The 21,004-nt window shown below is 66.7% G+C and carries 14 protein-coding genes; 11 read left to right on the forward strand and 3 right to left on the reverse strand.

Annotated elements, in window-relative coordinates; translation table 11 throughout:
• Positions 1 to 702: 702 nt before the first annotated feature.
• The 3 genes from P3102_RS10705 (at position 703) to P3102_RS10715 (ending at position 6,323) form a co-directional block, all read left to right on the forward strand.
• A complete protein-coding gene (locus P3102_RS10705) occupies positions 703 to 2,040 on the forward strand; it encodes an LLM class flavin-dependent oxidoreductase (protein WP_276368619.1) in 1,338 nt (445 codons plus the stop codon).
• 1,101 nt (positions 2,041 to 3,141) lie between these two features.
• Positions 3,142 to 5,886: a DddA-like double-stranded DNA deaminase toxin gene (locus P3102_RS10710; RefSeq protein WP_276368621.1), complete on the forward strand. Its 2,745-nt coding sequence runs from the start codon at positions 3,142 to 3,144 to the stop codon at positions 5,884 to 5,886.
• A complete protein-coding gene (locus tag P3102_RS10715) occupies positions 5,883 to 6,323 on the forward strand; it encodes an Imm1 family immunity protein (protein ID WP_276368622.1) in 441 nt (146 codons plus the stop codon). The genes P3102_RS10710 and P3102_RS10715 overlap by 4 nt, the downstream gene beginning before the upstream one ends.
• A 555-nt stretch (positions 6,324 to 6,878) precedes the next feature.
• Here the strand turns inward: P3102_RS10715 and P3102_RS10720 are convergent.
• Positions 6,879 to 7,226 (reverse strand): hypothetical protein, encoded by a 348-nt coding sequence (locus P3102_RS10720; protein ID WP_276368624.1) that lies wholly within the window; start codon positions 7,224 to 7,226, stop codon positions 6,879 to 6,881.
• Positions 7,227 to 7,518: 292 nt separating this feature from the next.
• Positions 7,519 to 8,820 carry a hypothetical protein gene (locus tag P3102_RS10725; RefSeq protein WP_276368626.1) on the reverse strand — a complete coding sequence of 434 codons (1,302 nt, stop codon included), beginning with the start codon at positions 8,818 to 8,820 and terminating at the stop codon, positions 7,519 to 7,521.
• A 361-nt stretch (positions 8,821 to 9,181) separates the two neighbouring features.
• On the opposite strand from P3102_RS10725, the gene P3102_RS10730 reads away from it, so the two are divergent.
• The 5 genes from P3102_RS10730 (at position 9,182) to P3102_RS10750 (ending at position 14,056) form a co-directional block, all read left to right on the forward strand.
• Positions 9,182 to 9,766 carry a TetR/AcrR family transcriptional regulator gene (locus tag P3102_RS10730; RefSeq protein WP_276368627.1) on the forward strand — a complete coding sequence of 195 codons (585 nt, stop codon included), beginning with the start codon at positions 9,182 to 9,184 and terminating at the stop codon, positions 9,764 to 9,766.
• 8 nt (positions 9,767 to 9,774) lie between these two features.
• Positions 9,775 to 11,196, forward strand: coding sequence for an MFS transporter (locus tag P3102_RS10735; protein ID WP_276368629.1), 1,422 nt, complete (start codon positions 9,775 to 9,777; stop codon positions 11,194 to 11,196).
• A gap of 871 nt (positions 11,197 to 12,067) precedes the next feature.
• A complete protein-coding gene (locus tag P3102_RS10740) occupies positions 12,068 to 12,742 on the forward strand; it encodes a hypothetical protein (protein ID WP_276368630.1) in 675 nt (224 codons plus the stop codon).
• The gene (locus tag P3102_RS10745; RefSeq protein WP_276368632.1) at positions 12,739 to 13,044 is read left to right on the forward strand and encodes a hypothetical protein; all 306 of its coding nucleotides are present in this window, start codon (positions 12,739 to 12,741) and stop codon (positions 13,042 to 13,044) included. The genes P3102_RS10740 and P3102_RS10745 overlap by 4 nt, the downstream gene beginning before the upstream one ends.
• 598 nt (positions 13,045 to 13,642) lie before the next feature.
• Positions 13,643 to 14,056, forward strand: coding sequence for a hypothetical protein (locus P3102_RS10750; protein WP_276368633.1), 414 nt, complete (start codon positions 13,643 to 13,645; stop codon positions 14,054 to 14,056).
• A 444-nt stretch (positions 14,057 to 14,500) separates the two neighbouring features.
• Here P3102_RS10750 and P3102_RS10755 read toward each other — a convergent pair whose 3' ends face one another.
• The gene (locus P3102_RS10755; RefSeq protein WP_276368635.1) at positions 14,501 to 15,004 is read right to left on the reverse strand and encodes a GNAT family N-acetyltransferase; all 504 of its coding nucleotides are present in this window, start codon (positions 15,002 to 15,004) and stop codon (positions 14,501 to 14,503) included.
• A gap of 753 nt (positions 15,005 to 15,757) precedes the next feature.
• On the opposite strand from P3102_RS10755, the gene P3102_RS10760 reads away from it, so the two are divergent.
• The 3 genes from P3102_RS10760 to P3102_RS10770 all read left to right on the forward strand — a co-directional run bounded on the left by P3102_RS10760 (position 15,758) and on the right by P3102_RS10770 (position 20,985).
• On the forward strand, positions 15,758 to 16,495 hold the full coding sequence (locus P3102_RS10760; RefSeq protein ID WP_276368636.1) for an MFS transporter: 738 nt from the start codon (positions 15,758 to 15,760) through the stop codon (positions 16,493 to 16,495).
• Positions 16,496 to 16,694: 199 nt separating this feature from the next.
• On the forward strand, positions 16,695 to 19,448 hold the full coding sequence (locus P3102_RS10765) for a BTAD domain-containing putative transcriptional regulator (RefSeq protein ID WP_276368638.1): 2,754 nt from the start codon (positions 16,695 to 16,697) through the stop codon (positions 19,446 to 19,448).
• Positions 19,449 to 20,694: 1,246 nt separating this feature from the next.
• Positions 20,695 to 20,985: a transposase gene (locus P3102_RS10770; protein WP_276368639.1), complete on the forward strand. Its 291-nt coding sequence runs from the start codon at positions 20,695 to 20,697 to the stop codon at positions 20,983 to 20,985.
• The last annotated feature ends 19 nt before the right edge of the window (positions 20,986 to 21,004 follow it).

Genomic DNA, 21,004 nt, shown 5'->3' on the forward strand with positions numbered 1-21,004 from the left:
ACAGATGCCAGGACGACGGCTATCGGCGACTGGTGGCACCAGCTTCTAGCGCTGAGTTGGTCAGGCTCTCTGCCTTCGTCGGCACCGGCGGCCTACCATCAGTTAACACCGTCGGGCCCGTTCGGCGAGGAACGCCAAGTCTTTTTCAGGACGGCGTCCTGACCGGTTCACAGGCAGCCGAGCACCTCTATGCCGGCGAGGACGCCGTCCGGAACTGGGGCACCGTTCTCCTCGAGCTGCGAAGGAACTGTTGCAAGGCCTCATCGATCCCTATCCCAGCTCCGATTTCCGGAGACCATAGCCCAGGCCTGCGGTGGCCGAGTGACTCTCTGTTCGACGGACGCGGCAGTCTGTGCGACCGGGACAAACCCCACGGGCGCGGTTTTCACGGCACTGATGGGCTTGGGGGAGGCCTCACAACGATGGCACCTGAAATACAAGAATTGAGCGTAAGTAGAGGCGTATCTTCACGCCGAACTCGGTCAGCACGGCAAGATCGGCTCGACCCCGAACGGCTAACCTGCCGGCAACGTCCACACCACCCGGCTGGAGTCGGACGACGCGAGGGCAAGAAAGTCACCCCGTACTCGATCTCTCGAAGATCGCGAAGTGGAGCCAGAACTCGCCCCGCCGAAAGTGGGGCCAAAACTTGTTCCCGAATCAGTTGCGCCGCCAAGGGGTGGTGGGCTTAAGGTGGCGATCATGTCCGAGGTTCGCGTGGGTGTGGTGTTCCGTCCGGAGTTGCCGCCGGAGGAGTTGCGGGAGACCGTGATCGCGGCGGACGAGGCTGGTATCGACGAGTTGTGGTTGTGGGAGGACTGCTTCCGTGAGGGTGGTCTCACCGCTGCGGCGGCTTCGCTGGCGTGGAGTGAAAGGCTCACCGTGGGGATCGGGCTGCTGCCGGTGCCGTTGCGCAACCCCGCCGTGACCGCCATGGAGATCAGCACGCTGGCGCGGTTGTTCCCCGGTCGGTTCGTTCCGGCTGTCGGGCATGGGGTGCTCGAGTGGATGGCGCAGGTCGGCGCCCGCGTCGAGTCGCCGATGACGTTGCTGGGTGAGCACGTCGACGTTGTCCGGCGGTTGCTGCACGGCGAGACCGTCAGCGTGACCGGGCGGTACGTGCGGCTCGACGAGGTGGCGCTGGACTGGCCGCCGGAGCAGGTGCCACCGCTCATCGTCGGCGCGCGGGGCCCGAAGACCGTGGCGCTGGCGGGCGAACTCGGCGACGGCGTGCTGCTGGACGCCGAGCTCGTCACCCCGGAGTACGTCGCATCGGTGGCCACCCGCGTCACCGAGGCCGCACAGGCCGCCCGGCGGCCCGCGCCCCAGGTCGTCGCCTTCGCGGAGATCCAAGCGGGCGCCCCCGCCCTCGGCGACCGCGCCCGCGCGCTGATCGCCGAGCTGGCCTCCGCCGGCGCCACCTCCGTCATCCTGCAGTGCCTCTCTTACGACCCCGACCCGGGCCCGCTCATCGCCGCGCTGTCTCCTCGGCAGCAACCATCCGTGCCCCCGCGAAGTGTGGTCCGCCATGACGGCGAGTCGCCCGGCGCGGGAAGCGCGCCGAGCGGGACAGAGGTTGGGATGAGTGACAACAGGGCGGAACTCCGCAGAGAAGCCCGGAAAATCATTAATGACTCACTGGAGTTACTGGGGCGCGACCTCAGCAAGCTCAGGAGAAAGTTTCCACCGATCGGCTTCGCCGAAGAGGGCGGATTAATCCGGATTGTCCCGGATAATTCGTATCTTATCACTGAGGAGACAGCAAGGGTCGACTACGGAACAGGCGGCGTGCACTCGGCAGAGGCGCTGACGCCGGGACGTCTCTGGAAATTCCAGAACGCGCGGTGGGGCTACTGCGAACTGACCCTTACCGTGAACGCGCAGCGCAAGCCGCAACTGACCCTCACCGTGAACGCGCAGCGCAATGCCGAGTTTCGGCAGAATTCAAAAACCTACCCCGGGGATACGGCGGGCTGGCAACAGATGTTGACGGACTTACCTACTCGTAGTCGGGGTTGGGGTCGCTTCAGAGGTAGGTGACCGCAAGACACCCATCTGCACCGAAGTCCGCGGCACTGGTGCCCGTCGCCCACCGCCGGCCAGCTCGGCGCCGTCCAGCAGCCCGGCCGGAGTGGCAAACGTCCGCGCAGGGCGGCGGCGGTGCCAGTAGCCGGTCGGCAAGCCGACATTAATCAGCAGCACCACCGCCGGGGTGCCGGCCACCTCGTAGTGCCAGTCCAGCGTCTCGCAAATCTCCGTGTTCCGTCGAAGGCAACCTCGTCATGGGACTTGATCCGGTCGACCGGGCGGACGTCCAGCACCAGCAGCGACAAGCCCCATCGGCGGCCCGCGCCCGGTCTGCTCGGCTGCGCGACGCCGCACGATGCCGCCAGCCTGCGGAACTGCCGCACCGACAAGCCCGTGAACTCCGGAATCCACTCCTTAAGGTCGACCGAGAGCGCGGCCACCTGGGCATGACTAACAAACAGCCTCAGTAGGCCAAGGCAACACGCCGAAGCCAGCGGGCCACATCACAAGCCTTAAACGGGCCCTACGGTCAGGACGCATCTTGGCCAGGCACATTCCCTGCTTCGAACGCGTCCACGACGCTTGCGGCCCGTGCTCGCAGCCATTCTTTAGGATCTGATTCGGCCGTTTCTCGAATAAGGGAAGTGAACTCGTTGTAGCCGATACGAGGCAGCCCAGACGGCAGCCAGCCGGATTCTTGGGTCAGCATGTGTGAGCGATCGCCGGATGCGCTGAAGGCAGCCAGCGCTGAATGTTGCGGGCGGGGCCAGTCGATCCGCAGAGTCAGCCTGCCTCCCTCCACGACATCCTCGCTTCGGTCGAATTCCCGGAAGAGCTGCTCCAGAGTCCACGGACGCAGGGCGTTCACAGCCTCCGAGACGGAACCGGCCCACGGCCGCCTCGTTCGTCGACTTCAAGGTCGAAACGGCCCGGTTCGCAAGAACCGCGTCGTCCGGCTGATCGACGCGCTTGCGGTTCGCGCTGCCGGCATTCGCTGCCTGGCTGTTCATGAGGCTACTCACCCGTGACGCAGGGCGGGCGGATGTACCGGCGATGTACCGCCAATGGACCGTGGTCCGGCATTCTTCGCCGCACCTAGGTGTGGAGGGGACCATGCGGGATATCAAGGTTGGTTTGCGGAGAACGGTTTTCTATTCGATCTCCGGTGGGTTTGTGTCGGTGGCTTTCGGGTTGCTGGGTGCTGGCGCGGCGCAGGCGAAGCTGCTCCCCGGTGACGGGCCCGGCGCGGCTCAACCGAAGGCCGCACCCTCGGGGGATGCGGGACTAAAAGCGGCCTCGGCGCTGCCGGGCCCCGGTGGTGTCATGGCGAAGGCTGCCAACGCTGCGGTGAAGGCCAACGAGTCGGTTAAGAAAGACTCGGGAAACCGGCGAGGCTCGGCGTCGACAGGAAACTCCGGATCGAAGAAGACCTCCGGGAACGGTGATAAGAAGACTTCCGGGAACGGCGATTCCGAGTCAGGCGGTGACTCGAAGGACGTGCAGAGGAGCGCAAGTTCCAGGTCGGGCGATGACGACAGCGAGAAGGCGTCCAAGGACAAGACCAAGCCTGACCGGGCCAAGTCGGAAAAGGACCTCGACAACCTGCTACGAGTGACTCCCGGCGCTGGTGCGGTGAGGATTGCGAACGAGGCGCGGAAGGTGGGCGAGTCGCCGGCGAAGTCGTCGGGAGAATCCGGTGGCGGGAAGTCGAACGCGAAGTCCGGCGGATCGGTGCCTGGGATGGTGGGCTCGGTCAGCGAAGTATCGCCGCAGTCCGAGACCGAGAAGGGGGAGCAGGCGGGGAAGGGTGATTCAGTTCCCGACAGTGATGCGGGAGACGTGCTCCGGCCGATTGTCGGATTGCCTGCCCGGGCCGGGAGCTCCCAGCTTGATTCTGTGAGAGGGTTGGCCACGGTCAAGACCAGCGACGATTCCGCGGGAACGTTCCCGATCCGGATGCCGGACCCCAACCCCGTGCCACGCAACGCGGATCCGGACCGCCGGCAGCCACCCAAGTACGACGATGTGGCGCACGGGAAGGTGATCGACCGCGGTGAGGCGGGTCGCGGGAAGTACGAAGAGGACCACGGTGATGGGGTCACGACGGTCAAGGACCTGAAGACCGGAACGGTCTATGTCAACGGTTTTGATGTGTCACGGCCGGGTGCCCCTCCCGTGAGCAAGCTGATTCCCGCTTTGCAGGACAGCTTGAAGAAGAAGGCGCCGGACTGTGCCACCAATGCCACGCTCGAGTGCGGGGATCCTGAGAAAGAGGCAGTCGCCGACACGGCGCGCCGGGTGGAGGAACTGTGTTCGGGGGCGATCAAGTGCTCAGACGACTTCGTACTGGGAGCGGTGTCAACCAGGATCAACCGAGGTGAGCAGCCGACGGCCGGGAACGGCGCAACGGAGATCATGAAGACCGCTGTCGAGAACGGCGGGACCGGTCGTATGGTGGGCAGATCATTGCCGGGACCCCGGATCGGAAGCCTCCCCCGCATATCGCCCGGGGCCAAGGGTGGTCCAGTGAAAGGGCCTGTTCGTTCCGGCACCAGCACACGTGAAGCCGGGGGCACGGCGGTCCGCCCGGCCCCCGCGACGCGGATACCCCGCGCGGCTAGCACACGCCCGGTCGACCGTGCCGCGTCGGTGGCCGGTGCGGAAACCAGGGCGGCCAGTGCCCGGTCGGCCGCCACACGACCAGCGGACCGGAAGACCGTGGCGCCTTCAGACGCTGCACAGGTGCCGACACTGCCGCGGACGGGACGCCCCGCGGCGAAAACCGCCGAAAAGGGCACGGCCCGCCCGTCCGAAGACAAGAACGCTCAGCAGCCCGACACCGGCGCGAGTTGCCCACCACCGAACAGTTTCGTTCCGGGCACGATGGTGCTGATGGCCGACGGCACCTACAAGCCGATCGAGCAGGTCAGGCTCGGCGACCGGGTACTGGCCACCGACCCGACGACCGGCCTCACCCAGGCCCGGCCGGTGATCAACCTCATCCCCGGTCAGGGCCTGAAGGAACTGGTACGGATCACCGTCGACACCGACGGTGACCAGGGCAACGCCACCGGCACCGTCACGGCCACTGACAAGCACCCGTTCTGGGTCGCCGACACCGGCCACTGGACCGACGCCGAAGACCTCGACCGCGGCCACCTGCTCCGCACCCCCGACGGCCGCCTCCTGGAAGTCGTCGCCGTGCACGAATGGACACAACACCAACAGGTACACAACCTCACCATCGAAGGCCTGCACACCTACTACGTCAACGCTGGCGGCCAAGACATCCTCACCCACAACGCGGATGAGGAGGACTGTGGCGCTGACGATGGTCCCGAAGGCCGGAATCTACGCGGCAAAGACCCGCTTGTTCCTGATGATGCGGAGACCAGCAGCCGCGACCGCTCCCAGCCGTCCGCTGGCACGCCTAACCATTCACACGACGAGCCACCCAGCGTCACTGCGGCCCGTCGGGAACTGCCGCCCCCGGTGGTCAGAAACTCCGGCGCCAAGACTCACGGCAGGTGGACCACCTCCGGCGAGCCGGACCGGCTCGAACCCATCATCAGCGGCACGCAGGACGACATGTATGACGAAACCGTGCGCTACCTGGAAAAGTTGGGGCTCCAGCGCTACGCGATCGCCTCCCACGTGGAGACGAAGCTCGCCGTGTACATGGCCCGCACCGGCCTACGGGACGTCACCGTTACGATCAATCACGTTCCGTGCCGAGGCCCGCTCGGGTGCGACACCCTGCTCCCCACCATTCTGCCCGAGGGAGCGCGGCTCACCGTGTATGGAACCGCCAAGGACGGCACACCAACGGTGAACACCTACACAGGAAGGCGGAAATGATGATCGAGGCGTGGTACGACAACCACATCGACACCCCCGTCACCGTCACCACAGCAGCTGAGCTCGACGCCGTCCTTGACGAGGTCGCCGCTGGCGGACCGCTGCAAATGGCTCAGCTCATCACCGACGGAGACATCGGCAAACCACACCTGTTCGTCGGCCTCAACGACGACCGAGGGACCTTGCGCTACTCGAGCGACGACGCCGGCATCCTCTACAGCCAGAACACCGGCACCCCGTTCCCGCTCCCGGAATGGGGCGAGGTCATCTACTACTTCGAAAGCGCCGACTTCCAGTACCCTAACGACTCGGAAATCCCTGTCAGCAAGGTCCGCGCAGCAGCCCACGACTTCCTGACAACCGGCGGCGTCCAGCCGCCGGCAGGGATCACGTGGGCCGAAGAAACCATCCCGGCGATCAACCCACCCACGGCGTAACGTTTCCGCGAGGCCAACGTCGGGCATGTCCAACGCACGGCAGGCAGTACGACCGGGCCGCGGCCAAGGGCAGGCCCCGCACTGATCGGGCCCGCCGGAAGCACCGACTGCCTCGATAGGGCGGATGCGGGGCGGAGTCTGGCTAACGTCGCCGGGATGCCCCGGGCCAGGCCCGCTGCTGGTCCTGGTGCTTGACGCCGGTGACTCGTTCGTCACCTGCGCGACGCCGGCGGTGTCGTCCTGGCCACGATCGTGGCGCGCTGCTCGGCGGCCTGCTTGGAGCGACCGCCAGCCGCTGTCGACACCTGGTCGCCAACGCGTCGGCAACGGCTTCGTCGCTGCAGCCCCGTGACTGGGGCCCGGTGCAGCCACTCCAATAGGGCTGCCTTTGATCTCCGTTCACGCGTCTTACGGGGCGTTCAGATCCGCCGCTCGTGGGCCTGCGGCCACCAGCCGATCAGGGTTAGTTAGTCCACACAACCGACCATGATCAACTGGTGGCCGCACCTGTCTGCAGGCACCCCACCAGGGACATCACGAAGTCCGGCTGGAGTACTAGCCGCCGAGACGCTGCCTTGTGGCTTGCTTGTGGCGACGTGAAAGCCTGCTGGCCAGGTAGGCCATGTAACCGATCAGCACGACCAGGCCCGAGATGAAGAGGAACGCTAGTGTGCGAATGTAGCCAGTGAAGGTTGTCGGGCCGTCTCTCATCGCCAGGATCGGCAGGACGATCCCAACGATCGTGGGATAGAGCAGGACACATATGCCGATCCAGAGCTGTTTGTCGGGTCCCTTCGTAGTCAAGATCGTGCCCGATTGTGTTTCGTGCCTTGAAGAACCTGCCGAGCGTTCGATCTGAGCGACTGGGAGCTGGGTGTTCGAGATCCCGAGCGTGTCGCGCACTCGGGCTTTGACGTCACTGCTGCCCTACAAGCTGGCCTCGGTGCGAACGTCAATGTAGACCTTGATGATCTGTTGCCGGATTGGATGACGCGGCAACTGCTTCGAGCTCAAGCTTCAAGTGCTGCGGATTTCATGCCCTACGCTGTCTCCGATTGGGCTCCGTTGCCGACGTAGAGCCCGATACAGGCCGACACACAGCGACACTCGGCCCGGGCTCAAGCTGGCGTTGACCTGCACAAACCGGCAGAATTTAGCATTCGACGACATTGGCTGACATGCTGGAGCTGCGGTCTCATGATCCCTTGGCCGTCGGTTCGAGCCCGACCCGGCCCACAACATCAACATCGCTGCCGACCTGCGGGAATGGTGGTGCTTCGGCGGCAATTTCGCCTCTGCGTTGATCGCGGCTGGGCTCCGTTATGTCTCCGTTTGCTCCGGTGTGCTCATAGGCGGAGAAGTGCTTTGCGGAGCCGGTTGGTGGCGTAGCAGCGCGGTCGCCGGCCGATTCGGAGGTTCCAGGAGGATTCCGACTGGGCTTTGAGGCGTGACCTGCTGTATGGCGCCAGTCCTTCGTTTCCGGTGACGACCAGGGAATCGACTGGCATCTGCCATTCGTCTGGCCGTATTGCGGTTGATTACGGGCTGATGACGATCCGCTGTTGGCGCAGGGAAAGGTCAGTGACCTCGCTTTGAGCAGCGAGTTCCCGGGTGAGTCGAGTGTTTTGGATGGTAAGCCACCGGATGTGTTCTTCGTAGAGTTCCACATGCAGAAGCAGTTGTTCGTTCTCGTGTCGCAGTTTGGTGATTCGCTCGCGTAACTCGTGCGTTGGTGTGGGTGCCGACGGCGCTGCGGGGTTCGGCTGTCGACGGATGCGGCGCGGAATCGGTCAACGAGGACGGGGTGGTTGCGGTAGAGCGTGAGCCGGGAGATACCAGCCCGTTCGGCCAGTGCGCTGACGCTGGGGCGAGTCGTACCGGCGCGTGCCTCGGCGAGCAGTCGATCGGCGATCGCTTGGATCTGGGCTTCGGTGGGCGTGGCACGGTGAATGATCTGTTCGCGGCGCAGGCGCAGGCGCAGGCGCAGGCGCAGGCGCAGGCGCACGCGCGCGTGGGGTGCGAGCGCGTCCCCGGCCGCCAATGTGCTGTCCACTGTGGTCAGATGCTCCTGCCAGGCGTCGTGGTTGTCGGCGGTGAGCGCGACGGTGAACAACGCTGCGCCATCTCCGACGGGGTCGAGAAGCAGGGGCCCGATCTCGGTGTTCAGGTAGTTCTGGACAAAGCGGTAGAGGTGGCCGCCGCCGGTCTGCCGGTCTGCGGTTCGGACGACTCGGGACATGGCCCGGATACCAGCGATTGTCTGCGTCGAGCTCTGCCGGACAGTTCGCGACACGACGGCCGGGGACAACGGCGGTCGTTGTGGGGCCAGAGCAGGCATCTGTGGCCCAGGCTGATCGTTGGAGCAGAAATCCAGCTCGGCTTCGGTGGCACCCGCCTCGGCCCTCCGCAACGCCACGGACTGGTTTGCCCCGGCAACGGCGGTATTGCTTCCCCCATCAACGAGTTCAGTGACTTGTTGACGGGTGAGGTTGAGCATGCGGGTGTTTGTCGCGCAGACGAGTCGTTGCTCATTCGCTCTTGGCCGCCTTGAGGTGCGTCAACAATGCGGTGCGGCGGCAATGATCGACCAGGTCGGCTTCAGCGGTGACGGCTGTGGGTTAACACCTGCCCATGAGGTCAGTTCGCGAGATATTGTCCGAATTCGGTTCGCCTGATCGGCGGTTCTTCGAGTCGACTTCGTGATTCGGGTCACAATCGTGCGCAAGGTGTGTCGCGTGCCTGGTCGCGGTCGCACCGGTTCACCGTCCGGCGAGGGGCGGCGACCGCACCGCGACGAGTGATGGGTGGAACCTCAGGTTGTGAGTGGTTAGTAACTACTTCCTGCTAGCCTAGCCGCTATGAGTACGGACGCTGTCGAGCGCATGTCCGCCTCGCAGCGGCGCGAACAGCTGCTGAAGCTCGCGGCCGAAGAATTCGCCGCAGCCGGGCTTCATGGCGCCTCCACGGAGGCGCTCGCCCGTCGCGCGGGGATCTCGCAGGCCTACGTTTTCCGGTTGTTCGGCACCAAGAAGGCCCTGTTCCTCCAGGTGGTGCAGCGTGCGTTCGCGCGGCTCATCGAGGGTATGGACCACGCCGCCGAGCACACCTCCGGGGTGGAGCCGATCGCAGTCATGGGCGCGTATTACGACCGCGCCTTGGCCGACCGTACGGATCTCCTGGTGCAGCTGCAGGCCTTCGCCGCCTGCGGCGACAGCGAGGTCCGCGAGGTGGTGCGCGACCACATGGCCAGGATGTGGGCGGCGACCGCGGACCACACCGGCATGCCGCCGGTGGCCGTGAAGAGCTTCGTCGCCTACGGCATGTTGCTCAACGTCGCCGCCGCGCTGGACGTCGACGACGTCGACGCGGAGTGGGCACGCGGCCTTCGCACCCGCATCCACGCGGGACTGTTCGAGCACCTGACCGAGGAGACCAACCAGTGAGTGCTCCCATGAAGCCTGAGGCGGGCCAGGTGGAGGAGACCGGCCTCGGTGGTACCACCCTGGTGGCGGCACTGGTCTTCATCGCCCTGGTGGTCGCGGCGATCGGGAGCTTGGGCGCACCGCTGATCACGTCCGTGGCCAAGGACTACGACGTGTCGCTGTCCGACGCGCAGTGGACGCTGACCATCACGCTGCTGACCGGTGCCGTGGCCACCCCGCTGCTCGGCCGCCTGGGATCCGCCCATCGGCGGCGAAAAGTCGTCCTGGTCACCCTGGTCCTCGTGGCGTTGGGCAGCGTGGCCACTGTCGTTCCCGCGCCGTTCGTGGTGCTGCTGCTCGGCCGTGCCGCGCAGGGGGTCGGCCTGGGGCTGACCGCGCTGATGATGGCCACCGCCCGCCAGCACCTCGGCGACCGCTCGGCGAGCACGATCGCGATGCTGTCGGTGGCCTCTACTGTCGGCATCGGCGTCGGCTACCCGATCGCGAGCCTGCTGGCCCAGTTCGGCGGCGTACGCGTGGCCTACCTGCTCGGCGTGGTGGTCGCCGTCGCCGCGCTTCTCATCGCCGTGGTCGCCATCCCGCGCGACACCTCCACCGCACCCGCGAAGGAGCCGGTGGACTGGTGGGGCGCGTCCCTGCTCTCCGTCGGCCTGGTGGCGGTGCTCGTGGTGACCAGCCAGTCGAGTTGGTGGTCCAGCAACCCGCTGCCGGTCGTGTTGATCCTGCTTGCCGGTGCCGCGGTACTGGCCGCTTGGGTCGTCGTCGAGCGGAAGGTGGCGCGCCCGTTGGTGGACCTGACCGCGCTGCGGCATCCGGCCGTCGCGGGAGCCAATGTGGTCATGTTCGTCTCCGGTGTCGCCATGTACTTGCTCTTCACTTTGATCACCCGCTTCGTGCAGACCCCCTCGCAGGTCGGCTACGGCTATGGGCTCAGTGAGGTCGAGGCGGGCCTGGTGCTGGTCCCGTTCTCGGCGCTGGGTTTCGTCGCGGGCCGTGTGATGCCGAAGATGCGGCAGAAGGTCAGCCCGTTCGGCCTGCTGACCGCCAACGGTTTCGTGATCGCCTTCGCCTGCGTCTTGTTCGCCGGCGTCCGCGGCGGGGGCGTGGGGTGGCCGATCGTGATCATGGGCGTGTTGGGCTTCGGCGTCGGCGGCTTCTCCGCGGTGATGCCACAGGCGATCCTGACGGTCACCCCGGCCGAGGAGACCGCCGCCGCGATGAGCGTCAACCAGGTCGTGCGCTCGGCTGGGTTTTCCCTCGGCAGCGCGGTCAGCGGCCTGATCTTGGCCGCGCACACCGCGACCGGAAGCTTCGCCCCCACCGATTCCGGCTATTCCATCGCCGCCTGGACAGCCGGCGTGCTGGCACTGGTCACCATCGTGCTGGCGGCCGGAATCAACGCCTCCCGGAGAAAACAGCACCATTCATGACAATGTGAACGGCCGGCGGATTCACGAAAGCCCAAAGCCCGCATCTGAGTGCCACGTTCGATGACATGCGGCTCGAGACCGTTCGGAAGGCCCTCGGCCGCCGTCTTGAGAACGCCTGAAGCCCTGCGACAACAGATGGTGCGCATTTTCCACCCACACGTCTACCGCACCTCGGACCGCGCGTCCAGGTCATCGCGCCCGAGCAATTCATCGCCCACCTGACCGACACGATTCAGGAGATGGCCGTCTCTATCCGCCCCGCCGAATGTCAATCGGTTCACGCGAACGAGTGAAAGCTCGTCAGGCTGTGCGTGGCTGCGGGAGGTTTCATGTCGCCTGATGCGCTGCATCGCACTGGTTGTGGTTGTGGACGTGGAGCAATTCAGCGGCCGGAAGAACCTGGAACAGAGGAATGTGCGCAACGCCGTCTATGCGGCCTTGGCTCATGCGCTCGGCTCGCACTGGAGCACCTGCCATCGCGAAGACCGAGGTGACGGTGTGTTTCTTCTGGCGCCGGCGGATGAGGATGGCGATGCATGCTGGGGAAGTTCTGCTCGACGCGCACAAACGGCGGGGCGTGTCATGGCAACGGCTCTGGCGCACTTTCGGTGGTGATGCGGTGGTCCCCGACAGGGACAGGGTGAGGGGCTTGCCATGATCGTTTGTGGCTGAGGTGGCGAAGCTGGTCGGTGCTGTGTTCTCGGGGCTTTCGGCGCTGTCGATCGAGGGGGTCGAGAATGCCGGCGATGTGATCGTGGTCCGGGCTTCAACCAGGGGTGATGCCGTGGCGTGTCCTGCTTGTGGGACGCCGACGGGCCGGGTTCATGCCTTCCATGAGCGAGTCCCCCTTCCCGCCGCGCCGGTCGGCCGGGTGATCCCCGAGCACCCGGACAGGCTGCGCGAAGTGGGCCGACTCTGCTGGGAAGCGGTCTACCAGAGCAAAGAGGTGATCGAGGTACGAGTCACGCGGGCCGGACTGCCCAGGGCCCGATGGTCGTTCTTCGAAGCCCCGTCAGTCGGTTCCGCTCGCGTGCAGTCCTTGATCGGCGCGATCCACGCCGAGGCGGAACGCTCGTGGATCGCGCCGCCCAAGGAGATCGTGGACATCCACGCCGGACAAATCGGGAGCCGCGCCGGAAGCTACAACCAGTACTTCGCCACGCTGGTCTTCGTCAACGGCGAGACCCGGCCGCTGGGCTACGCCGTCCTGAACTCGCTGGTGCGCCTCTGCCAGACGACGGACCTCCCGTCGAAGGTGCTGTGCCAGATCACGCCCGCCTTCTTGCGGCCCTCCGTGGCATTCCTCGGCTACTGCGGCCTCGACAAGCTGCTGCGCTGGACCGAAGAGACCATGGCTCTGCTGCAGGAACTGGAGTCCAAGGCCGAATACCTCGCCCTGATCTCAACGCTGGCGTTCTACGTCAACCTGCTCAACGCCTGGAACCTCCACTTCTTCCCCTGGCGGCACGCTCACGGGCACGAGTTCTACGACACAGCGGAAATCGTTGGGAACAGTCAATTCCCACCGGAAGGAACAGCTCGATGAACGCTTCGTGCTATACCTTGTCGATCTTCCGCCCCCGACAAGGGAAAGAAGAGGAGGCGCTCGCGACCTGGAAGAAGCTGATCGAATACTTCCACACCCTGCCACACCCACCGTCCGGCCGCGGAGTGGTGATGCGCAGCTTCGACACCGAAGGCAAGTACGCTTCCTTCTGCCCCTGGTCCGCCCGGGAGCACGTGGAGCTCGTGCGGGCCGACAGCGGCGCCCGGGCCATCATCGAGGTGCTGCTGGAACTGACCGAGGCCGACGCGGGCCCCTACGAGGTGGTAAACCTCGTCGGCTGACCCGCTCTCTCCAGGCGCGGCCGGGCAGGTTCGCTCGGCATGTACCGCAGCCGCACCGGTGTCCCGGCCATGCCAACCGTCCAGTCTTCGGCTCGCAGGGCATGGACCTGACCGCCCAGGCGAAATGGCGTCACCCAGATCCGACGCCCCGCGTAGCCCCCGGCCACCCGCGCGAGCGCCGTTGACGAGGACCGGCACGACCCGACTTCACTTGAGCCGCAACCGGGCCGGTGGCCATGCTCCGCTAGAAGCACCGCGGTCGCCGGGTCGACGTAGTCAATGCAGACCACCTGAAACGACATTCCGGCAGGTAGCGTCGCAGGTCATGGAGTGCGCTTCAGTACACGGGTCCGGTGTTCCGGTACATCGATACCGATCTGTACGACGGCAGCCCGGACGATCTGTGCGGTTGCGAAGGTCGTTGACGACAGTGGCCGGCGGTCAACGCGGGTAGCACCTCGCCGGCGAACGAGGACCGCACGCGGAAAGCGGCACACCCCCTCCTTTTCTGACGTGCGAAGGCGCGAAGCAGGCATGAATCCTATTCGAATCCACCGCTCCTTAGGCTCGAGACGGCAACTATTCGAGGAGGCACCACTTGCGGCGGATATTCGCGGCATTGGCAATGCTCATCGCTACCGGCGGGCTGACGGGCGCACTCGCGTCCGCACCCGCCGCGGCGGACCCGGGCCCCACCGTGACCACGGAGGTGCACGCGCTTGGCGGCAACTGCACCGAGGTAAGCATCGGTCGCAACGGATCCCAGGTCTTGTGGATCAAGGCCACGTTCACGTGTCTCGTGCCGATTCAAGACGCGCACGCCCACGTGTGGGACGGCTACCGCATCGACAAGAACTCTTCCGGCGGGCACACGCTCTGGAACGGTGACTCGATCACCGTGGACGTCAACCAGTGGAGCGTCTACGGCAACGACGTCTGTGCCCAGATCTGGTCCAAGGACCCGCTGCTGGGGTACTACGAGTCCTTCGGTATCGACTGCGTGCGACTCTGAGATTCCTGTCGGGGGCGCGGCGGCCACGGTGGCGTCGCGCCTCAGCAGAGGTGTCCAAGCAGGTCGACGTTCTTGCTTCTACAGGAGCAGTGGCTTCGGTGGTAGCTGCCTTCGGCCCGACGTCGAGGTGGAACCTTGGCAGCAGGACACGGCGTCTTCATCTGCGATGGGTGCGTGGAGCTATGCCAGCAAGTTATCGAAACGAAGGCGACGCAGATCCCGTGATCCGCGCCGTGGGCGCGAGTACACGACGTGGAGGAAGCGCTGACGTTTCCCCGCGTCGCCGCGGCAACAGCACAAGTGGAGGCCAACTTCGTAGCTGGTAGGCAGCCGGGTGCTGGGCGCGATCGGCGGCTCCGCCCTGGAGATGTCCTGCCAGTCGGCTGTCCGGCGAGGAGCAGAGCTCCTCGCCGGACAACCCCGTTGACGTGCATGAAGGCAGCGCTATGGGAGATCCTTCACCAGGAAACGGGCGGGGTCCGCGATCTCGTGCCGGGTTCCGTCGCTGTCGACGTAGGCGTAGCGGTCGAGGTAGTGACGGCCGGTTTCCCGGTAGCCGAGCCGGAGGTAGAGGGCTGCTGCCCGCGGATTCCCGTCATCGACACCCAAACCGATCCGGTGGCGGCCGTGCTGGTGGGCCAGCTTCTCCGCAGCGGCGATGAGGGCTGTGCCGATGCCCCGGGATCGAAGTTCCGGGGGCCAGACATCGAGGCCGTTCAGTTCCGGGCAGTCGGGGTAGTGCTGGTTGATCTCTGGAGCGGAGCAGCCACGCCACAGGAGTTCACCCGCCCCGACGGGCAGGGCACCCGCCCAGGCGATCAAGAACGTGCTGTGGCCGTGTTGCTGGCGTTCGAACCGCGTGGTGTGCCGCTCGGGTTGCCCCGGTGTGGGGATGTGCTCGCGCAGCAGGGCAATGTCTTCTTCTTGGCAGGGTTTGACGGTGACCATCCATGTCCTTTCCGGACGGTGACTGACGTTGTCACCTCGGAACCGTGTACAGGAGTCTGTGACCCACGTTCGGCACCGGCAAACACGGGGACGAAACCATCATGGGCCCCGGCGGGGCGTACGGGTTCGCGGCCCGATAGCCCCGCATCCCCATCCGGGCGGCCTCAGCCTGGCACGCGATTTCGTTCTGGAAGGTGTGCGGCGCCGCGACCCACTTCCACGACGACGCATTCGCCGCGGGTGTCGCGATCGCCAGCGATGTGACAGCCACGGCCGCGGCCACGACACCTCGACCCACTGTCCACTTCAGGCACTTCATATTTCCTCCAGCCGTAGCCGACGACTCGATGTCGCGGACGAGGGAAGAATAACCGGGAATCCGCGCGGTGCAACCATATTTGCTCGCCCACCACCAAGCAGACGCCGAACGGGAAGACCGATGCCCCCTCGGTCATCGTTCGACTGAGGAATTGAATCAGTGGATTGTTGTGGCCGGCGAATGAACCGGGCAGGGTTGAAACACTGCCCGAGTCGCAGTGAACACTCGATCGAAGGAGCTTTCATGACCAGCCGGCGTTTCTTCACCCGTTCGGTGGTTCGTAGCCTGCGCAACCGCAAGCTCGGCGCCAGCTGGGTCATCTACCACGTGAACTACTGATCGTCCTCGCGCCTTCAGCCGGGGGTGTTTCGTGCGCAAGGCCCCGACGAGTACCTGGCCCACCCGCAGTCCACGCTGGCCGCGCGTTCCCGCTGTTGCTGAATTCCGCCGGCTTCGCGGCCGACGCGGCGTTGCTGGTCGCGATCGCGGGAAGTCACCGGCCCGTCCTCGGCCGGGCAACCTCCCGGCCCGTCCTCGCCGAACTGCGCGACGGGCTGCGCTGGATCCGCGGCGGCACGTTGCTCCTGCGGCTGATCCTCATCATCGGCGCGATCAGCATGGTCTACGAGATCGCGCTCGCCCAGCTCGTGCTGTACGTGCTGGAGCACCTGCGGCTGAACGAGTCCGCTTTCGGCTTGTTCGGTGCCATCAGCGGGATCGGCGGCCTGGCCGGTGCCTTGCTCGCGCCGAGGCTGATCGCGTGGTGGGGACGCAGGACGGTGTTGACCGGAGGCCTGCTCGCCGCGGGCGTCTGCGTCGCCGGTATGGGTCTGACCGCTGATCCCGTGCTGGCCTCGGCGCTGTACGGCGTCTTCGGCATCCCGGTGATGGCGGTGAACATCGTGTCGGCGACCGTGCGGCACACCGCGGTCCCCGAACCGTACCTGGGGCGCGTGCTCGGCGCGTGGCGGACGGTCGTGTTCGGCACGATCCCGCTCGGCGCGCTGGCCGGCGGCCTGCTGGCGAAGGCGACGCCCGGCACGACCGCCGTGTTCGTCACATCCGGTGTGCTGCAGGTCGTCCTCGCCTGCGTGGCCTGGCTGCTGCTCCGCCGCTTCGGACCCGGCCTCACGCCCGGGCCGTCCAGTGTCCACACCGGGCAAAAGCGATGACACCGCAGGAACTCTCCCGGTATCCTCTGTGGACCGCGGAGTTGGACACCGGAACGGACTTCCTCCTGTCGAACGCGGTTCCTGCGGCGGCCCGTGTTCGAATTGGTTTCGAACGCCGTATAGGTGCGATGGTCAAATCCACGTGCGACTCAGTTGAACCGGCAGCCACCGCTGCCCGAATGTCCTTAGGTTGGTGCCCGTGAGATTCTCCGTGCTCGGTCCGCTGGCCATCTCCCACCACGGCGAGCCGGTCGAACTGACCACGGCGAAGCTGCGCGTGCTGCTGGTGACGCTGCTGCTCTCGCCGAACCGCCCGGTGCCGCTGCCCGCTTTGATCGACCGGTTGTGGGACGGGCCGCCACCTGCCCACGAGGCCAAGGCCGTGCGCCTGTACGTGACGCGGTTGCGGGCCGTGCTCGGCCCGGCCCGGGACCTCGTCCGCACGGTGCCGGGCGGCTACCAGATCGACGTGCGCCCCGACCAACTCGATTTGCTGGGCTTCGAACAGCTCGTCGCGCAGGCCGACGACACCGAGGTCCCCAGCGCGCGGGCCGGATTGCTGCGCGCCGCGCTCGCGCTGTGGCAGGGCAGCCCCTGTCCTGAGGTCACCTCCGACCTGCTGCGGTCCGACGACCTTGCCCGGTTGGCCGAAAGGCGTTTCCTGGTGGAGGAGCGGTGTGCCGATCTCGAACTGACCCTCGGCAAGCACGACGAGCTGGTGCCCCGATTGCGTGCGCTCGTCGCCGAAACGGGCCTGCGGGAGAGGTTCTGGGCTCAGCTCGTGCTCGCGCTGCACGGTTGCGGGCGACGGGCCGAGGCGCTGGAGGCGTACCGCACGATCGCCGCGCGGCTCGCCGACGAGCTGGGTGTGGACCCCGGCGAAGATCTGCGTGCCGCTCACCAGGTGGTGCTCACCGACGGGGTGCCCGAAACGGCGATCGGCAGCGACGCACCCCGCCAGCTCCCCGCGGATCTGCCGCGGTTCACCGGTCGCACGGCCTACCTCGCGCAGCTCGACGCGCTCGTGTTCGACGGTGGCAGCGGCGCGGGCGCGCTGGTCGCGGTCGACGGTCCCGCGGGGGTCGGCAAGACCTCGCTCGTGCTGCACTGGGCGCACCGGCGCGCGGACCGGTTCCCGGACGGGCAGTTGTTCGTCGACCTGCGCGGTGCCGACCCGCTCACCCAGCGCGCGGCGAACGACGTCCTCGGCGGGTTCCTCCGGGCGCTCGGCCGGCCCACCCACCGGTTCCCCGCCGACCTCGACGAGCGGGCGGCGCTGTTCCGCAGTGCCACCGCGGGCAGGCGGCTGCTGCTCGTGCTGGACAACGCGGGTGAGGCCGCACAGGTGCGGCCGCTGTTGCCGGGCACGGGCTGCGTCGCGGTGGTGACCAGCCGTCAGCGGATGCGCGGGCTGTCGGTCCGCAACGGCGCGGAGCGGGTCGCGGTGGCACCGTTCGAGCGCCGCGAAGCGGTCGAACTCTTGGCGCGGATCGCGGACAGGTCCCGGATCGCGGCCGCGCGGGACGCCGCGGTGGCGTTGACCGACCACTGCGGCAACCTGGCGCTGCCCCTCGTCATCCTGGCGGAGCGACTGGCTGACGGCACCCCGGTCGACCAGCTCGTGCAGGACCTCGGCGACGAGCGGAAGCGGCTCGACGCGTTCGCCGTCTCCACCGACGCCGAAACGGATCTGCGGGTCACGCTCGGCTCGGCCTACGCGGCGCTGCCCGCGGCGGCGAGACGCCTGTTCCGGCTGCTCGGCACGTGGCCGGGCCAGCGCGTCGGCCCCTCGGCAGCGGCCGCGCTCGCGGGTGTCGACAAGGCCACGGCGGTGCGGTTGCTCCACACCCTCACCGACGCTCACCACCTCCGGCAGGTCGACCCCGGCCGGTACGAGCTGCACGACCTGCTGCGCGCGTTCGCGACGGACCTGTTCACCGCGGAACCGGACGACGACGCGCTGTCGCGGATGCTGTCGTGGTGCCTGCACAGCGCCCACAACGCCGCTCGACGGCTGGAAGACCACCGCCCGCCCCGGCCGCTACCGCTCGAACCGGGCGTCACGCCCGTCGAACCGGCCAGCGAGCAGCAAGCCTCCGCCTGGTTCGACAGCGAGCTGGACAATCTGGCCGCCGTCGCCACGCTCGCCGCGGAGCGCGGCAGGAACGACTACGCCTGGCAGATCGTGGCAACGTTCAACGAACACCGGGAGCGCAAGCTGCGCTGGGCCGACCACACCGGGGTGATCAACACCGCGCTGACCGCGGCGCGTGCGCTGGGCGACCTGCGTGGCCAAGCGCTGATGTTGGCCACGCTCGCCAACAACGAACTGCACCTCGGCCGACACGCCGACGCGCTGGGCCACTACCGGCACGGCCTCGAGCTGTACCGGGAGCTGGGCGACGAAGTCGGCCAGGGGCAGGCGCTGGGCAACATCGGCCGCTCGCTGTACCGCCTCGGCCGTGACGAGGAAGCGCTCGGCCACTGGCAGCAGTCCCTCGCCGTGCACCGCAAGCTCGGCCGGCGCGGCAGCGAAGCCTACGACCTGCACAACATAGCCATGTGCCGCCTCCGGGCGCACCGTCCCGCCGAGGCGATCGCGTTGGACGAACAGGCACTGCGACTCCAGCTCGCCGAGGGCGACCACTTCGGCGCGGCGCTGGTGCACGGACAGCTGGGAGAGGCGCACCTCGCACTCGGGCAGCACACCGCCGCCGCGGACCACCTGCGGGTGGCCCTCACCATGCTCCAGGACAGCGGCGGCTCGGTGTACGAGGCCGACGCGATGAGCATGCTCGCGATCGCACTGCACCACGCGGGCGAGCGCGGCGAAGCCGCCGCGCTCGCCCGATCCGGCGCGCGCCTGCTCCGCGCCGACGGCACCCCGACGACGGAAAGGCTGCTGACCATGCTGCGCGGCGTATTCACCCCCTCCATCGTGGACACCGCGTAACCAGCCCGCGGACCGGTCGAACAGCGAAGCTACGACGCCAGCCACGAACTGCGCGACCTCATCGCCGACGCCGTATCCGAGCAGGTCACGGTCCCGCCACAGGGCGGGGCCGTCCGCGCGCGGGTTCGCCGCACCCAACCGCTCATCCTGACCGAACTTCGCCTCGTTACCGCGCAACACGATGCTGCTAGACCGCAGCGCCACGCAGGTGTCCTGGTCGAAACCACGCACCCCACGGCCCGGCGTCTTCGCCTCCGCGGGTCATCAGCTGATTATGCGACGACCCTAGTAAGGGTTTCCAGATCCTTGGTAGTGCAGCTTTCCGAACGTGCGGACCGCTCCGTAGAATGTGTCCGCCTCACCGTAGCAGGCGGCTCGCAGGGGATTGTAGGAAGCGAACGTGCTAGCGCAAATCGCTTTGAGCGATCCGCGCAGAACATCGTCACAGACCAGACGGGGAGTTCCGCTTCCGCGGCTGTAGCAATTATCGTGCGCGTCGCACGCCGGACGGAAGTTCGCCCCGTAGAATGAATCCGGTGCCCACGTGCACCCGTCGCCCTGCACGCTTATAGGGCCCGGCCCGGCCTGAACAGCGTCCTGGGTGACGGCGACCTGGACGCTGGCAGCACCGGTCAACGGTTCCGCTGACGCAGTCGCCCCCGCGAGCACGAGCAATCCCGCGACCGCAATCAGCAAGCCGGCAATCCTGCTTCTCATCATTCCCTGCCCTTTCAGCAGGCGCACCGCGCGCCTGATCAATGATCAGACCCTATCCTCGCCATGCTTCACTTCAGCTTCATCGAGCCGTCAGGACGAAACTCGGCAGAGGACAGCACATCGCCGGATCCTGAACAAGACACATGACCCGGACGCCTGACGCACAAGACCCCCGACACCGGCGCGGCGCGCCACGACCCCGAGAACGGTGACGATCACCGCGCCGCGCTGGTGAATACGCCGTGAGGCACGGTAAGTCCCGCTCATCAGCGTAAGGCGTTCTGTGTCAAGCAGATGGTCGGTGCCTCGTCCGTCGTCGGTCCCTGCATAGCGGTCATGGGGGTGGTCCCAGCAGCGTGTAATCGGGTTGGTTCGACGACGGACGGGGCTGCCCATGATGAGCGTCGAGATCACAAGGTGTCTCAATGCCGCGTGGGGCTCGCCCCGACCGTCTGCTTGGTGTGAGCTTCCCCCGGTTGTCCGGACACCTCACCTGAGGTGACCGCCGGTCACCAGGGAGGATGTTCTGGTGCCTGCACCAGACCCGCCTGAGTTTCGTCGGCGTGCCGTCGAGCTGGCCCGTCTGGGCGACAAACCGGTCGCCGCGCTGGCGAAGGATCTCGGGATCAGCGAGTCCTGTCTGCGGAACTGGATGGCTCAGGCCGACGCCGACGAGAACGGCTCGACAACGAAGTTGACGAGCACCGAGAAAAGGGAACTTGCCGAGCTGCGCCGGAAGAACCGGCAGCTTGAGCTGGAGAATGAGATCCTGAAACGCGCGGCCGCGTGCTTCGCGCGGGAGAACATCCTCCCAAAGTAACGTTCCCGCTGGTCCATGA

This window comes from Amycolatopsis sp. QT-25, from assembly GCF_029369745.1.
GTDB lineage: Bacteria > Actinomycetota > Actinomycetes > Mycobacteriales > Pseudonocardiaceae > Amycolatopsis.